Genomic DNA, 15,614 nt, shown 5'->3' with positions numbered 1-15,614 from the left:
CGGGAGGCGGGCCGCTTCAGTTCGGGGCGGGCGCGGCGGGGGTGGCCGCGGGGCTGGCGCCATCCGCCTTGTAGGAGATGAGCTCCAGCTCCGTCTGCGGCACGCGCTTGCCCTCGTGCTCCGTGGCCACGTCCACGCGGACCAGGCCCACGCCCGCGGCGAAGGTCATCGTGTTCACGAGCGTCGTCTGCCCATCCACCTTGTTGCGGCCCTCCACGCTGACGCAGTTGGAGAACGAACCCGCGGGCACCTTGCAGGCGAAGCCCACCTGCACCAGCTGGTAGCGCTCCGTGGAGGACACGGACACGACGTTGTTCCAGCCGCGCCCGGCCTCCAGCGGGCCGCGCAACAGGTAGCGCTTGGGGTCGCGCAGGCCGAAGGCGTCCACCGTGAGCTGGCCGCCCTGGTTGTCCACGAAGTAGCCGTCCTGCTCCTTGACGATCTCCACCGTGACGGGTTTGTCGTCGCGCCCGTCAATCCGGTACGTCCATGCGTTGCCCACGGCCAGCGGGTAGAACTGGCCGATGGACTCGGGCGAGGGGCGCGTGTCCGACTCGACGCGCTTCGCACAGCCGGAACCGACGAGCGTGGAGGCCAGGAGGGTCAGGCCCCCCACCATCGACAGCGATTGCTTCATCATGCGCTAGGGGTCCGCGTGGCCCTGGCCACGCGCCTCCGCTGTTGCGTGGTTGCGTGATGCGTAGAGCGTGTCCAGCGCCTGCTGCGCGGCGGCCTGGACCGACGGCGTGTCGTGGCCCTGGGCCACCGTGTACAGGTACGCCTCCGCCTCCGGGCCGCCAATCTCGCCCACCGCGAAGACGATTTCCTGCAGGAAGCCCGAGTCGCGGCCGCGCGCCAGGTCGATGAGCGCCGGCACCGCGCTCTTCGCCTTCATCTCCGCCAGCGCGCCAATGGTGCGGCGCACCTGCTCCGCGTCGCTGGTGTCCTTGAGGCGCTCAATCAGGAGCGGCGCGGCGGACGGGTGCTTGCGCTCGGCCAGCGTCCGCAGGGCGAACTCGCGGATGCGCGAATCGGTGGCCTGGAGGTCCGCCACCAGCGCCTCGTCCGTGCGGTCCAGTGCGGAGAGTTGAAGCACCGCGGACTCCGTCACCTGCCGCAGCACGTTCTCCAGTGCGCTGCGCATCGCAGCCCGCCGCCCGTCCGTCGAGTCCACCTCCACCGCCGCCTCGCCCAGGCCCACGACCTCGTAGCGCTGGGGCGTGTTGCCGCCAAAGCGCTCCAGGGACAGGTTGACGCCCACCTCCGCGAAGCTGTGCGGGTTGCCGTCCTTCAGCACCTCGCGGGTGAAGGGCACGTCCAGCGACAGCCGCCAGGGGCGGGCCTTCTTGGGAGACTCGTCGGCCACCAGCTCGAAGCGGCCAGAGGACTCCAGCGCGTCATCGAACAGGTCCCGCACGCCTTCCGGGCCGAAACCCAGGAGGGCGTTGTCCCGCAGGGTGGTCCCGGAGAGCTCCACCGGCGCCACCGGATAGCGCGGGGCCTGCGAGCGGCAGGCCCCGAAAAACAGCACGCAGGAGGTTAGCAGCAGGGCCGGCTTCATGGCCCCCACAGGCTAACACTCCCGCGTCCACCGCACCCGATTCCGTGCGGGGGATCAGCCTTCCTTGTTGCCCTCGGACGAGCCGTCCGTCCCAGGGGCCACCGGCGCCTCGTGCTCCTCGCGGACTTCCGCGGGCTGCGAGGACGCTTCGGCGGGAGCCTCTTCCGGAGGCAGCGCCTGCGCGGCGACCGGGGTCACCGCATCGGACGCATCACTCGCGGCTTCGGCCCGGGCCCGCGCGGCTTCGTCGGACTCCGGAGCAGCCTGCACCGCTTCGCCCGCCTGCCAGGCATTGCCCACGACGGGCGGCGGGGCGGCGGCCTCCTCGTTCGCGGGGCTGACCTCCCTCATCACGGGCAGTGCCTCGCCCGCGAGCGCGACCGTCTCACCGGTGAGGCTGCCACCCGGAGACGGCGCGGCGATGCCACCCGAGGACTCCGTGCCCTCACCGGCGGCGACCACCGCCACCGTGGTGGCATCGGACTGATCCGCGCTGGAGGCCTCACCGGCGGGAGCGCCGGCTTCACCCGCGGGCGTGCCCTCCGCTCCGCGCGTGCCACGGCCGCGACGGCCCCGGCGACGACGGCGGCGGCGCTTGCGCTCGGAGGCGCTGCCCTCGGCGGCACCGGCCTCGGCGCCCTCCTTGCCTCCACCCACGAAGGCGCTGGCGGCCTCCAGGTCCTCGTCGTCACCCTCGTCGTCGCCCTCCTCGGACTCGTCCTCTTCCGACGCGGGCGTGAACCCCGCGGCGGCCGGCGGCGCGGGGGCCACCGGCGAGGCCTTGGCCTCGGAGCCCTCGGCACCGGTCTGGGCAGAGTCGCGGGCCTCGGCCCGTTCGCGCTGACGGTCGCGGCGGCGCTCGGAACGCTCCGAACGGTCGCTCCGCTCGGGACGCTCCGCGCGCTCCGGCTTTTCGGTGGTAGCGGCGACCTCGGCCTCGCCACCGCCCTCCTCGCGGGCCTGCTTCTCGCTCTTGCGCTCCTCGCGGCGGCGCTGGGCCTCCTCGGCGTCCAGCTTCGCGGCCTCGAAGAAGCGCTCGTCGATGTCGTACAGCTCCACCTGGGTGACGGTGACGGCCGTCTTCGCCTCCAGGAACTTCTCACCCAGGGCGTCCCCGCACCACAGCATCACCAGCGAGCCAGTGGCCTGCGCTTCCGAGCGCGCGTCGCCGCGCACCTCGCCCGCGCTCACCAGCAGGCCCACCTGCGCCGAGTAGTGGCCCAGGTCGCGCCGCAGCTCCTGCACCGTCTTGCGATCGATGCCCGGCATGCCCTTGAGCATGCGGACCGCGTAGCGCAGCTCCACGCTGCCCTCGCGCTTGCGCGCGGTGAGCAGGGGGCCTTCCTTGGAGCGCTTGGCGACCTTCAACTCGCGGAAGCCCAGCCCGTGCATCATCTTCACCACGGACTTCTCGAAGGTGCCCACGTCCGCGTCGCCCAGGCGCTTGCGCAGCCCGCGAGCCACCGCCCGGCGCGCGTCCTTGAGGGCCGTGCGCGCGGTGGTGATGAGGGCCTCGTCCACCAGGGGCTCCCCGGCGGCGGCGGGCTTGCCCAGCACCGGGCGGCCCCCCTCCAGCGGAATGCCCAGGGCCTGCGCGAAGGCGGCCTGGAGCTCCAGGGGCGGCGCCTCGCTCGGCGCGCCCGCGCGCTCCAGGGACACCTCTCCGGTCTCCTGGTTGAAGGCGTACTGGGGCCGGCGGCCCGCGTCGATGCGGCGCTGGTTGTCCTCCAGCAGGGCGGTGAGCACCGCCTCCACCGTGGTCTCCTCGGCGCACAGCTCCTTGGCCTTGGCGCGCTCGATGAGCTGATCCGTGCGCAGTCCGGCTTCCGCCTCGCTGAGGATCTCGAACACCACCTCCGGCAGTGGCGGGAAGCGCTTGCGGCGTCCACCCCGCTCCTCTTCACCCTCGTCACGGCGGCGCTTGCGCTCCGTGCCACGACCCGACGCGCGGACGTTGTCCGTGCGGGGCTCCGGGTGACGCTCCACCGGCCGCAACGGAGGCAACTCCTCCTCCGGATGCGGCTCCATCACGCCCGTCTGTGCAAGTGCCTCGACGTCCTCGGAGAGCGACCAGTCCGTCAGCGCGAAGGTATCCTTCGCGGTGACAATCACCTTTCGATCCCGCGTCCGTCGCGCCATCGCGGCCAGTCGCGACAGCATCGTCACTTCCGGCGTCTTACCGATGTGGGACAGCAGGCTCAGCTGGATGGACTTCTCCGTGATCTCAAGGAAATGCAGGGGGCGACCTTCGCTCTCCAGTACACGGAGCGCGGCCTCGTAAAATGTCATCGAGTATTCCCCAAGAATTCCGAACGGTTACAAAAATGTAGGTCCGTATGGGCGGCGGATGCTAGCCATCGCTAAACTGGCTTGTCAACGAACGTCAATGACCCGTCTTCGCATCGGCCACCATTGGAAGCGCGAACCGTCGGCTTCCCCGCTCGATTCCATCGCGCTGGAGCTCGACGGCGTGAACCTGCTGTCCGGGGCGGTGGAGGAGCCCCTGACGGAGGTCGTCCCCGCTCTGGTGGAGGCGGTCGCGGCCCTGCACGCGGGGAGGCGGCGGCTGGCGCAGGTTTCGCTGACGGAGGCGCACCTGGAGTTGGTGTTGCGGCGCGTCGGGCCGGACATCGAACTTTCGGTGGCGAGTCTTGCCCGCCCCGCCCATTTGCTGCGCCCGCCCATCCGGGTGGACGCCGAGGAGCTGACGAAGGCCACCCGCCAGAGCGGCCAGAGATTCCTCCAGGACGTGACGAAGCTCGCGCCCAAGGCCCTGTCCGCCACGGCCGCCCGGAAGCTGGGCGAGGCGCTCCAGGGCCTGGGCAAGGCCGCCCCGCATGCGGAAGAAAAGCCCGTTCCCCCCACCCCGCTGCGGATTGAGCCCGTCTCCGTGCCGGGGTTCGGCTTCGAGCTGAAGGACATCTCCCCCGCCTCGCGCGAGGCGCCGTCGAAGGGCCCCTCCGGGGCGCTGGCGCCGCTCCTGGGCGCGGGTGAGGTGTGGCTGGCGCTGCCGGGACGGCCGCAGGCGTGGCGTGCGCCGGGGCCGCCGTTCCTCACGGTGCTGGAGCTGTCCCGGCAGGCCGTGGAGCTGGCGCGGGCCGTGGAGCTGGGCGAGGCCCGCTTCGAGTTCGAGCCCGCGGGCGTGCGTCCCCGCCTGACGCTGGACCTGCCCGGACGGCGGGCGAAGCTGGGGCCCACCGGCACGTGGTTCGAGCTGGAGCCCGAGGCGCTGCTGTCCGCCCTCTTCCAGTTGGGGGAGGCGCTGGGACTGGCGTTCGCGGAGGCGCACCGGGTCCAGGTCTCCAACCCGTACCTCGTGGAGGTGGCGGAGCGTTGCCGCGAGGGGCTGTCCCACCTGCGAGGTGCGCACAAGCCGCCCGAAGCCGAGGGCGAGGCCCGCGAGCGCAAGAGTCCCCCGGCGCGCGGCGAGTCCCGTCCGCTGAAGGTGCCCGGGAAGCTGCGGCGCCTGCGCTTCGAGAAGCTGTGGGAGCAGCGCGGGCTGGAGGAGCCGGAAGAGGCGCGGCTGCTCCTGGGACGGCACGGGCCGGTGTACTGCGCCCCGGGGCTGGCGGGCGCGTTCTCACGCAAGGACGGCGCGCTGCTGTGGCGTCGGGCCGCGTCGCTGGGCGTGGCGGCGTCCGCGGATGGCCACGCGGTGGCGGCGGACGACACGCGCGTGTACGGCTTCACCGGCCGGGGCTCGGGCGCGCGGTGGCTGCACGACCATGACGGCATCCCTCTGGGGCCGCTGCTGCTGCGCCAGGACGGGCTGCTGCTGACGCTGTCGGAGGACCGCACGGCGGTGGCCTTCGCGGAGGCCACGGGCCGAGAGGTGTGGCGCCTGGCCCCTCCGCGCACGCAGCGCGGGTGGATGGCCACGCAGGGACACCGGGCGCTCCTGTCCACGGACTCGGGCTACCTGTACGGCCTGGACCTGGAGGACGGTCAGGTGCGCTACCGGCTGCGCTCGCCCCTGCCCTTCCATGGGCCTCCGGTGGCGTGGGGCCGGCGCTTCCTGGCGCTCCTGGGGCGCGGCTCGCATCACGCGCTGCTGCTGGCGGACGCGCACACCGGCGAGACGCAGTGGACGTTCGAGCCGGACCTCATCCTGCCCTCCACGCCGCTGCCGGTGGGCCAGCGGGTGCTCCTGGCCGGGATGCGCGACCAGGACGGGTTCCTGGTGTGCCTGGACGCGCGTGGACGCAAGGTCTGGGAGCGCGCGCTGCACCTGGGCCCGGGGCCCTATGCGCTGGCGCCGCTGCCTCGCGCGGTGGTGGTGACGAGCGCGTCCGGGGCGGCCGCTCGCGTGGCCTTGTCCGGGCAGGTGGACTGGCGGGTGGGGGCGGCCGGCGAGCCGCTGATCACCGCGCTGCCGGCGCGCACCGCCCGCGACGTGACGCTCATCGCGGGAGAGGTGGTGCGCGCGGTGGATCCTCGCGGCGGTCAGGTGCTCGCGGAGGTGCGCGCGGGGGTGGGGCTCGTCGCGCTCCAGGCCGACGTGCGCCTCAACCTGTACTTCCTGGACGACGCCGGCACGCTGTCCGCGTACCGGCTGGGGTCGCACTTCGCCGTCGTGAAGTGACGAAGTGCGGCCTGTCCGTGACTCGCCCTTCACCTGAAACGAAGGGCTACTCGCCCTTCTTGGCGGAGGCCTTGGCCGGGTCGATGTCCTCCTCCGGCCGCTCCTCCTGCGTGGCGCCTTCCCACGTCTCGTTGGCGCCCAGCTTCCACTCCGACGGCACGTCCAGCTTCCACGCGTAGGTGGCGTTGGCGTTGCCACCGGACGCCGCGTGCGAGGCGACGTTGATGGTCATCTCCAGCTTCGCCACCTCCGCGGGCAGCAGGTCCAGGTCGTAGTGGCCCAGCACCATCTGCGGAGGGAACCCGGCGATGAGGCGCTCGGGGTAGTCGATCTTCATCGACGGGTCGGCGCCGCGCATCTCGCCCAGCAGCTTGCCCTTCGCGTCCGTGAGCTTCCACACCGTGTCGAACGAAGCGCTGGTGACCATCTTCTTCACCTTGCCCTCGTCCTTCTCCACGCGCTGCGCGCCCCAGAGCACCAGCTGCAGGCGGATCTGCGGCTTGCCCATCACCATCACCACGTCGTTGGACACCACGTCCAGGCGCATGCCCTTGTCCGTGGCGGACAACACCGGGCGGTAGCGGCCCTCCCGCAGGGAGTCGAACTGCTTGCGCGCGTACTCGTAGAAGGCCTTGCGGTCTCCCGCGCGGTTGTCCTTCTTTTCGCCCCCCGACTCCGCGCGCTGATCCAGCTCCGCCAGATAGCTGTCGAACTTCTTGTTTCCCCCAAAGCGGTCCAGGTGCGCGTCGACGTCGTCGAAGTAGCCCTTGAAGAAGGACTTCAGCTCGTCCTTGTAGGAAGCCTCATCCGGGTTGGAGCGCATCCAGCCCACGCGCTCCATGTAGACGGACTGGATGCGGCGATAGTCCGCGTCCCGCTCCGCCTCGGTGGCCCGCGCGGAGGCGGTGCGGTGACTCGCCACGGCGGCGACGATCACCAGGGCGATGACAACGATGATTCCGAAGTAGCGCTTCAAGCGACAGGCTCCTGTGCGTTCGGGCAGGCAATGATATGAGCCGCATCATCGTGCCCCAGGCCGAGGGAATCCAACTGTTCACCGTACCCCTTCCGCTGGAGGAAGGGGACCTGCTGGGAAGCCCCCAGATTGCTTGGCAGGCCTACGGGAAACCGTCGGATGGCAAAGCGGTGGTGGTGCTGCACGACCTGTCCCATTCCCACCAGGCGTTGAGCACGGAAGTGAACGGTGCGTACCAACCTTCGGGCTGGGGGCGGGAGCTGATCGGTCCGGGCAAGGCGCTGGATCCGGACGTGACGCCAGTCATCGTGCCCAACCTTCTGGGCAGCCCGTTCGGTTCCACGTCGCCGCTGACGCCGGATCCGCACAGCGGGAGGCCCTGGGGCGCGGCCCTGCCGCCGCTCACCGTGCTGGACATGGCGCGCGGCGTGTCCGCGCTGCTGCGGGCCCTGGGGCTCACGCGCGTCCGGGCGGTGGTGGGGATTGGCCTGGGCGGGCTGGTGGCGCTGCGGCTGGCCGCGCTGTTCCCGGAGCTGGCGGACGGCGTGGTGGTGCTGGGCGCGGCACGGGCGCTGCCGGAAGGGCTGCGCGAGAAGCTGGGCCTCACGTCGCAGGTGCTGCGCATGGCGCCTGACAACGAGGACACCCCGCCCCTGCGCGAGCGCGCCCCGAACCGGACGCTGGCGCGGCTTCGCATGGACTACCTCAAGCTGCTCTACGGCCGCGACCACCTGGGCAGCGCGTATCCGGACAGCGCGGCGGCGCAGGCGGCGCTGGAGGCGGAGGCCGCGTCATTCGCGGACACATTCGATCCGATCGCGTGGTCGATGCTCTGCTCCGCGTACGCGGGCTGCGACCTGACGGAGACGTTCTCGAAGATCCACGCGCGGGTGCTGCTGCTCGCGGGCGCGACGGACGCGCTGGCTCCGGCGGGCCGCGTGCGGGACACCTACCACCAGCTGACGGCGGCGGGGGTGCAGGCGCGGTTCGTGGAGCTGCAGGGGCCTGGAGACCACGGCACCCTGCTGTCGGACGCGCACCGGCTGAAGGGGCCGGTGCAGGACTTCCTGCGCTGGCTGCGCGGCTAGCTAGCGCTGCGACTGGTGCTGCGAGGCGAGCCGGGCTCGGAGCGCGCCCACGAGCATCCCGATGGCGATGTCGTTGTTGCCTCCGTGCGGGATGATGATGTCCGCGTGGTGCTTGGACGGCTCCACGAAGCCCATGTGCATGGGGCGCACGTGGCGCAGGTACTGGCCCACCACGTGGTCGAAGTCGCGGCCGCGGTCCTTGATGTCGCGGGTGAGGCGGCGAAGGATGCGCAGGTCGTCGTCCGCGTCGACGTAGATCTTCACGTCCATCTCGTCGCGCACTTCCTTCATGTGCAGCACGAGGATGCCCTCGATGAGGACGATGTCCCCGGGGTCCACGCGGTGCGTGTGCGGCTGACGGCCGGACGTAACGAAGTCGTAGACGGGCTTCTGGATGGCCTGGCCCTGCTTGAGCGCACGCAGGTGACTGACCAGCAGCTCCGTGTCGAACGCGTCGGGATGGTCGAAGTTCACCTCCCGCCGGTCCACCAGGGACATGTCCTTCAGGTCCCGGTAGTACGAATCCTGATCAATGAAGGCGACCCGGCAGTCGGCGAGAGCCTCGCGCACCTTGCGGGCCACCGTGGTCTTGCCGGACGCGGTGCCGCCCGCGATGCCAACGACGAGGGGTGACGACATGCGGCGGGCACTATCCCACCCGACAGGTGGGCGCAAGGATCCGTTGACCGGCCGACATGTGTCCGCCCTTATGCCCGCCGCAAGAGCCCGCGTGCCTGCCCTTCCGCGAGCAGCCATCTGGGCAGGGCCTCCACCGGAAGCGGCCCATCCGCGAGCCCCTGGAGCCCCGCGGCTACCTCCGGGGGCAGCGTCAGGACCTCGAAGCCGATGGCCTTGCGGCGGATGGCGAAGCGCCACGGGCCCGGACCCGGCCGGGCCGCCACCTGCGCCAGCGCCTCCAGGCCGGACACCTCCAGCGCCCCGCAGGCCCACGCACGGCCGGTGAGATGCCGCCGCAACGCCCGTATGGCGAACACCAGCTCCGTCAGGTCGGCGGGGAAGGAACCCAGGCGGACGTCCTCGGCCAGCGCCACCTGGCCCGGGGCTGGAGCCGGCGGCGCCTGGAGGAAGGCGTGCGGCAGCATCATCTCCAGCGACAGCGCGGCGGCCACGCCGTCCGACGGTGCGGCCATCACGCGCTTGCGCGCCCAGGACGCGAACGCGTGGGACAGGGACTTGCCCAGCCCATCGAAGAGGCCTCGGTACTCGCGCGAGCGGGTGAAGGACTCCAGCCCCTCGGGCGCCGCCGCGAGCAGCAGGCGCGTGAGGGGCCAGTCCTTGTCCAGCTGCTCCGCCACCACCGCCAGGCGGAAGTCCCGGTCCGCGCGCGTGCCCTCGGGGTCCTCGTCCTCCGTGGCCGGCGTGACGCCGTGGCCCGCGTCGAACAGCGCCAACGGGCGGCTGTCCCCAGTGAGGGCGGGCACGGGCTCGCGCGCCGCGGGGATGTCGATGGAAGCGCGGGACTCCTTCGGGACGAGCGCGCGCAGCCGCCGCAGTGACGCGAGCGCCACCTCTGGCGGATGGCCGTCGCCCTCGAAGGTGACGGCGCGCAGGCGCGGGCAGCGCGGGAGCACCTCCGCCAGCAGTTCGAACAGCTCCTCGCGCACGGGCTGCGTGTGGTCATCCACGTAGAAGGTCCGCCCTCCCCTGCGCGTCACCACTCCGCCGGCGATGTGGATCTCCACGACCTGATCCAACGGGAAGCCATCCAGCCCCGTGCGCAGGGGGAGGCCCGCGGACAGCTGGTGGCTGAAGAGGTGGCCCAGGTCCAGGAGCAGCGGCAGGCCCGTGCGCGCGTGCAGCTTCGCCATGAAGTCCAGCGCGTGCAGTCCGCCGCGCGTGGCGAGCACGGCGGGGTTTTCAATCACCAGCGGGACGCTCAAGCCCGCCTGGATGTGGAGCGCGTGCGCCGCGCTGTCCCGCACGCCCGCGTCGTTGAACGGCGGCGTGACGTAGAGGTAGCCCGGGAAGGGCTGGCCGCCCGCGTGCCACCAGCCCACGTCGTTGCCCACCCACGGACTGCCCACCGCGCGCGCGTGCGCGTCCAGCTCCGCGAGCGCCGACGCGGGCTCCAGCTCCGGGCCCCACAGGTTCAGGTGCACCGGATGGAAGAGGACCGGCACGTCCGAGCGGCGGCGCCACATCTCCGGGAAGAGCGTGGCCTGGGCCCTCGCCTCCTCCAGCGCGATGGGCGCGCTGTACTCCACGAAGTCGAAGAGACCGGGCGAGGCGTCAAGCAACCGGTACGGATGCGGCACGTCCGAGGCGCTCAGGTTGCTGCTCAGCCCCAGCCCCATCCAGGGCAGTGACCACGAATCCGATGCAGGGCGCGTCATGGGCACACCCTAACCAGCCCGGCTCCGGGTGGCGCTAGCCTTGTGTGGCCGGCCGATCCAGGCGCACGTCCTGGACCGTCAGCACCCTGCCGTCCGCGGCGCGAACCTCCAGCGGCTTCACCGGCTGCCCGTGCGCCTTGTCGAGCACTCGCGTCCGGGGCTCTCCCGCCTCGAAGCAGTGCTGCTGCCCCCACTGACCCAGCGCGACCAGGATGGGAAAGAGGCTCCGCCCCTTCTCCGTCAGCACGTACTCCTGCCAGGCGCTGCCGTCGGACGCCGGCTGGGTTTCGAGGATGCCGTGGTCCACCAGGTGCTTCAGTCGCTGGGCCAGGATGTTCTTCGCCACGCCCAGGCTCTTCTGGAACTCGCCGAAGCGGCGCAGGCCGTACTGCGCATCGCGCACGATGAGCAGCGACCACCAGTCCCCGATGACGTCCAGGGACCGGGCCACCGGGCACACCGCCCCTTCCATGCTCGTCCGCTTCACCACCGCCTCCTTCCAGAGGGCCGCTCCACAACTGGTTGCATAACGAAACCGGGGCTTTTATTCATCCGGCAATTGGTTTCATAATGAAACCAATCACACCGGAGGCAGTCAGATGCGGCTCAAGGGAAAGACGGCGCTGATCACGGGCGGTAACAGTGGCATCGGGCTGGCGACGGCGCGGCTGTTCGTGGCGGAGGGGGCGCGGGTGGCCATCACCGGGCGCAACCGGGAGACGCTGGACGCGGCGGTGAAGGAGCTGGGCGCGAACGTGCTGGCGGTGCAGGCGGACGCCACGGATCCGGCTGCCCTGGAGCATGCGGTGGCGGCGACGGTGGAGCGCTTTGGCGGGCTGGACATCGTGTTCGCCAACGCGGGTGTCTCGGCGCAGACGCCCGTGGGCAAGACGTCGCAGGAAGCGTTCACGTCCGTGCTCCAGACCAACGTCACCGGCGTGTTCTTCACGGTGCAGGCCGCGGCGGCGCACCTGAAGCCCGGAGCGTCGGTCATCCTCACCAGCTCGGTGCACAGCGAGCTGGGGATGCCCGGGTACTCCGCCTATGCCGCGAGCAAGGGCGCGCTGAAGGCGATGGGAAGCGTGCTGGCGGCGGAGCTCGCCCCCAAGGGCATCCGCGTCAACGTCGTGTCTCCTGGCGCGACGAACACGCCCATCTGGGAGAAGAACGCGCCCACGCCGGAGGCCTTCGCGAAGATGGAGCGCGGCATGTCCGCCACCATTCCCATGGGGCGCATGGGCAGGCCGGAGGAGATCGCGCGGACGGTGCTCTTCCTCGCATCCGACGATGCGTCCTACGTGAGCGGGCAGGATCTGTTCGTTGACGGTGGCGTCAACGGCGCCGCGCTGGGTGCGCCCTTGTTCCGCACGTCCGAGCGGGTCTGATACGGGCGACGGTCCTCTATCCCGGAGCTGCTCTCGATGACCTCCTCCCTCAAGCCCACCGCGGTCGTGGTGGGCGTTGGCGCTGAACAGGGCCTGGGCGCGGCCCTGTGCCGGAAGTTCGCCTCGGAAGGCCACCACGTGCTCGTCGCGGGGCGCACGCGGGAGAAGTTGGACCGGGTGGTCGCGGGGCTCACGGCCTCCGGTGGCAGTGGCGAGGCGGTGGTCTCGGACGCGACGCGGGAGGAGGACGTCGCGCGGCTGTTCGACCGGGCCCTGGCTCCGGGAGCGGGCTTCGCCCCCGTGGACCTGGTCGTGTTCAACGCCGGCAACAACCGGCAGGTCCCCTTCCGCGACCTGGACGCCGCGACGTTCGAGGACTTCTGGCGGGTGGGCTGTTTCGGCGGGTTCCTCGTTGGACGCGAGGCGGCCCGGCGGCTGGTGCCCCTGGGCCGGGGCACCGTCATCTTCACCGGCGCATCCGCCAGCCTTCGAGGCCGCGCGGGCTTCACGCACTTCGCCGCCGCGAAGGCGGGCCTGCGGATGATCTCCCAAGGCATGGCGCGCGAGTTCGGTCCGCAGGGCCTGCACGTGGCCCACGTGCTCATCGACGGCGGCATCGATGGTGAACGCCTGCACACGCTGGCCCCTGAGCGGGTGAAGGCGCTGGGCGAGGACGGGCTGCTCCACATCGACGCCATCGCGGAGACGTACTGGCAGCTGCACCGGCAGCACCGTTCCGCGTGGACCCAGGAAGTGGACCTGCGGCCATTCAAGGAGTCGTTCTAGGGCCTCAGCTTTCTGAAGACGCCTCAGCTTTCCGAGCACACGAACACGCTCGCGGGATGGTGGCTCCCAGAGGGAGCACTGCGATGGCATCGCTGTTGCTCTGCTCGCGGGACACCTCGTCCCACGGGAGCAGGCATCCATGAACACGAACCGATTGCGGCATCTCTTCTCGCGCGCGCTGCGGGCCTCGCTCGCGACGCCACTGGTGCTGGCGGGCTGTGGCACCGGCGGCACGGACCTGCGGGGCTACTCGGCCGTCGAGTGCACCCCGCTGGGCGATCCCGCCATCAATGACCTGAGCATCCAACCCGCGGTGGACTTCGTCGAGTCGCGCGTCCTCTCAGGCTATGGCCGCGAGGGCCCGGTGGGCTACGAGACCCGAGCCTCCACCGGAGAGGCGTGCGCGAGCGCCACCGACGTGTCCGCTTGTCAGACAGCCTTGGCCGAGGCGAGCTCCAGCGACGGCTTCACCGGCAACTGCGTCCAGCTCTGCTCGAGGTACTTCCTGGCGACGACGCGTGGCGATGAGGTGAAGACCTGGGCTTCGCTGCAAGAGCTCCAGAACCTGCTGGGCGCGGTCGACACCGCGCAGGAAGCGGCGCTCCTCACCTTCGCCGCGGGCTACCGGTTGAGCTGCCAAACGCTGGAGCAGGGAGCGGTGAAGCGGAATCCGGATGGAGGCTTCAACGTCGTGGCAACGAAGGGCGACGCGTGCGGCGAGGGCTCGAACCTGATGCAGTACGTGGTCAGGGTGTCCGCCAACGGCGAGCTCCGCGAGGTGGAGGATCACGTGCTGCAGAAGGGCTCGGGCCCATGCTCCGTGGGCCGCCGGCCCGTGGGGCTGGAGGGCTCCGTCGCGGGGGGCTGCGAGGACGCGCTCGGGCACCACTTCGCCCAGACCGCGCACCTGGAGGCTGCGTCCATCCACGCCTTCCTGCGGCTGCGTGAGGAGCTGGCCCTGCATGGCGCGGAGGCAGCACTCCAGGAGGCGGCGCTCGCGAGCGCGGTGGATGAAGTCATGCACACGGAGATGACGGGACGGCTCGCGCGCCGTTACGGGGCCACGCCACCGCCGCCCGCCGTCGCGGCCGTGCCCCTGCGCCCGTTGAGCGAGGTGGCGTTGGACAACGCCGTGGAGGGGTGCGTGCGCGAGACCTACGGCGCGCTGGTGGCCCATCACCAGGCGCTGCACGCGCGCGACGCGGAGGTGCGCGAGGCCATGGTCCGCATCGCCGAGGATGAGACGCGGCACGCGGGCCTGTCGTGGGACATCGACCGGTGGGCGCGCTCGCGTCTGTCCGCGCCGGAGCAGTCAGCGCTGCGCGAGGCCCAGAAGCGCGCCGTGGCCCTGCTGCGCGCGGAGGTCGCGATGCCGCTCGATTCAGCGCTCGTCACGGAGGCGGGGCTGCCCACGCCCGAGGCCGCGCTGGCGCTGCTCGACACGCTGGAGCAGGAGCTCTGGGCCTGATCAGATCGTCGGCTTGTTCCGGGTCGCGGCCTCGCGCGCGGCCTGGAGCGTGTCGTCCACCGCGGACTCCACCGCGTCGCTGACCAACTCCGGCGCGGAGGTGCGCCAGCGCTCCAGCGCCGCCTCGTGCATCGCCTCCGGATCCTGGAGCTTCTCGTCCGTCTCCGGAGCCACGTCCGCGATGCAGTCCGGGCACACGCCTTCGAGCGCGCGCGACCACACCTCCAGGTGCGTGGTGATGAGCACGCCCTCCATGGCCAGGGCCTCGCGCAGTCCCCTCCGACCCGCGCCGCGCATCTGCGTGCCATGCACGCGGTCCAGCATCGTGCGCATCCAGGCGGCCACCGCCTCGGGTTTCGGACACGTCTGCCTGCCACATACCCGGCAGGTCGTCTGCCAGGACTGCCCTTCCATTGGAGTCATCGCGACCCACTCCTCGCACCCGGTTTGCGGACTCGCTTTAGCAAGGCCCCTCCTCTCACGCACGTAGACGTGAGCGTCTATGAATGCGGAGAATCCGACTTCCTGGACCCTTCTGGAGCCCCTCATGTCCCGAGCCGAGATCGACGAATCACATGCGCAGTTCCGTGGAGCCTGGAGGCTCATGACGCTGGGGCTGCCCCGTGGAGAGGTCGTGGAGCGTGCGGACGTGTTCATCACCGCGGGTCACGTGACGTGGTCGCTGATGAACATGTCGTTCCTCAACCGGCCGGCGGAGACGGAGGCGGAGCTGATGCGAGCGGTGGACTCGGCCGCGAGCTACTTCGCGCAGGGACCGCACGGGTGGGCCTTCACGCTGACGCCGGAGTGGCTGGCGCCGGGGCTGCGGGAGCAGGCGGACGCGCTGCTCGCCACGCGAGGGCTCAAGCCGGGGATGACCACGTCGGGCATGGTGGCGGACCGGATGCTGGAGCCGGTGCGGCCCCTGCCGCCGCTCGACCTCCGGCCGGTGAACGACACCTGGGGCTACAACGCCGTCGCGGACGTGAACGCCGCGAGCTACGACACGCCCCAGGCGCTGGGACGTGAAGCCCTGGCCGCCCCCGGCATCTTCGGCCCCGAGAGCCGGGCCTTCGTCGGCTGCCACGACGGCGCGCCGTCGACGAGCACGGTGGCGCTGCGCGTGGACGGCATCGTCTACATCGCGCTGGTGGCGACGCTCGCGGAGCACCGCCGCAAGAGCGCCGCGGAGACGGTGCTCCGGCGCGCGCTGGAGGAGGCGAAGCACGCGTGGGGGTTGGAGCGAACGGTGCTGCATGCCACGGAGGCCGGCGCGCCCGTCTACCGCCGCATGGGCTACCGGGACGTGGCGCCGTTCGTCTCGTACTTCGCGCCCCCGAAGGGAGCTTGAAGCACCGCGGCGCCGGTTTCCCAGGAAGACCCGTGCCCTGCCGGGACTTGGGAGCTGACCCCG

The 15,614-nt window shown here is 71.3% G+C and carries 14 protein-coding genes; 6 read left to right on the top strand and 8 right to left on the bottom strand.

The window, feature by feature from the left end; translation table 11 throughout:
- Window positions 1-16: 16 nt before the first annotated feature.
- From GTZ93_RS27095 to GTZ93_RS27085, 3 genes are read right to left on the bottom strand one after another with little or no spacing between them, the layout of a single operon-like run.
- The gene (locus GTZ93_RS27095; RefSeq protein ID WP_161663095.1) at window positions 17-640 is read right to left on the bottom strand and encodes a hypothetical protein; all 624 of its coding nucleotides are present in this window, start codon (window positions 638-640) and stop codon (window positions 17-19) included.
- 3 nt (window positions 641-643) lie between these two features.
- Entirely contained in the window at window positions 644-1,561 is a 918-nt protein-coding gene (locus GTZ93_RS27090) for a HEAT repeat domain-containing protein (protein ID WP_120577061.1), read from the bottom strand.
- A gap of 54 nt (window positions 1,562-1,615) precedes the next feature.
- Entirely contained in the window at window positions 1,616-3,850 is a 2,235-nt protein-coding gene (locus GTZ93_RS27085; RefSeq protein WP_139920485.1) for an HTH domain-containing protein, read from the bottom strand.
- A 97-nt stretch (window positions 3,851-3,947) separates the two neighbouring features.
- On the opposite strand from GTZ93_RS27085, the gene GTZ93_RS27080 reads away from it, so the two are divergent.
- Complete coding sequence (locus tag GTZ93_RS27080; RefSeq protein ID WP_121753824.1) at window positions 3,948-6,143, top strand: outer membrane protein assembly factor BamB family protein; 2,196 nt, start codon at window positions 3,948-3,950, stop codon at window positions 6,141-6,143.
- Window positions 6,144-6,189: 46 nt separating this feature from the next.
- Here GTZ93_RS27080 and GTZ93_RS27075 read toward each other — a convergent pair whose 3' ends face one another.
- Window positions 6,190-7,119 (bottom strand): hypothetical protein, encoded by a 930-nt coding sequence (locus GTZ93_RS27075; RefSeq protein ID WP_172811452.1) that lies wholly within the window; start codon window positions 7,117-7,119, stop codon window positions 6,190-6,192.
- 35 nt (window positions 7,120-7,154) lie between these two features.
- On the opposite strand from GTZ93_RS27075, the gene GTZ93_RS27070 reads away from it, so the two are divergent.
- On the top strand, window positions 7,155-8,207 hold the full coding sequence (locus GTZ93_RS27070; RefSeq protein WP_167548419.1) for an alpha/beta fold hydrolase: 1,053 nt from the start codon (window positions 7,155-7,157) through the stop codon (window positions 8,205-8,207).
- Here the strand turns inward: GTZ93_RS27070 and udk are convergent, their stop codons facing one another.
- From udk to GTZ93_RS27055, 3 genes are all read right to left on the bottom strand, one after another.
- Entirely contained in the window at window positions 8,208-8,846 is a 639-nt protein-coding gene (gene udk, locus GTZ93_RS27065) for a uridine kinase (protein ID WP_120577057.1), read from the bottom strand.
- A 68-nt stretch (window positions 8,847-8,914) separates the two neighbouring features.
- Entirely contained in the window at window positions 8,915-10,561 is a 1,647-nt protein-coding gene (locus tag GTZ93_RS27060) for a DUF692 domain-containing protein (RefSeq protein WP_139920488.1), read from the bottom strand.
- Between the two features lie 34 nt (window positions 10,562-10,595).
- Entirely contained in the window at window positions 10,596-11,048 is a 453-nt protein-coding gene (locus tag GTZ93_RS27055; protein ID WP_199733788.1) for a winged helix-turn-helix transcriptional regulator, read from the bottom strand.
- 112 nt (window positions 11,049-11,160) lie between these two features.
- Between GTZ93_RS27055 and GTZ93_RS27050 the strand changes: the two genes are divergently transcribed.
- From GTZ93_RS27050 to GTZ93_RS27040, 3 genes are all read left to right on the top strand, one after another.
- Window positions 11,161-11,946 (top strand): SDR family NAD(P)-dependent oxidoreductase, encoded by a 786-nt coding sequence (locus GTZ93_RS27050; protein ID WP_139920490.1) that lies wholly within the window; start codon window positions 11,161-11,163, stop codon window positions 11,944-11,946.
- A 36-nt stretch (window positions 11,947-11,982) separates the two neighbouring features.
- Complete coding sequence (locus tag GTZ93_RS27045; RefSeq protein WP_139920492.1) at window positions 11,983-12,732, top strand: SDR family NAD(P)-dependent oxidoreductase; 750 nt, start codon at window positions 11,983-11,985, stop codon at window positions 12,730-12,732.
- Between the two features lie 139 nt (window positions 12,733-12,871).
- Complete coding sequence (locus tag GTZ93_RS27040) at window positions 12,872-14,200, top strand: ferritin-like domain-containing protein (RefSeq protein WP_139920494.1); 1,329 nt, start codon at window positions 12,872-12,874, stop codon at window positions 14,198-14,200.
- On the opposite strand, the gene GTZ93_RS27035 is transcribed toward GTZ93_RS27040, so the two are convergent.
- Window positions 14,201-14,623, bottom strand: coding sequence for a hypothetical protein (locus GTZ93_RS27035; protein WP_139920496.1), 423 nt, complete (start codon window positions 14,621-14,623; stop codon window positions 14,201-14,203).
- Between the two features lie 124 nt (window positions 14,624-14,747).
- Here GTZ93_RS27035 and GTZ93_RS27030 point away from each other — a divergent pair, with 124 nt between their 5' ends.
- Window positions 14,748-15,551 carry a GNAT family N-acetyltransferase gene (locus GTZ93_RS27030; protein ID WP_121753819.1) on the top strand — a complete coding sequence of 268 codons (804 nt, stop codon included), beginning with the start codon at window positions 14,748-14,750 and terminating at the stop codon, window positions 15,549-15,551.
- Window positions 15,552-15,614: the final 63 nt, after the last annotated feature.

The sequence above is a fragment of the Corallococcus exiguus genome, assembly GCF_009909105.1.
Classification (GTDB): domain Bacteria; phylum Myxococcota; class Myxococcia; order Myxococcales; family Myxococcaceae; genus Corallococcus; species Corallococcus exiguus.
Note: the sequence above shows the minus strand (reverse complement) of the source record. Positions and strands in the feature narration are given on the sequence as shown.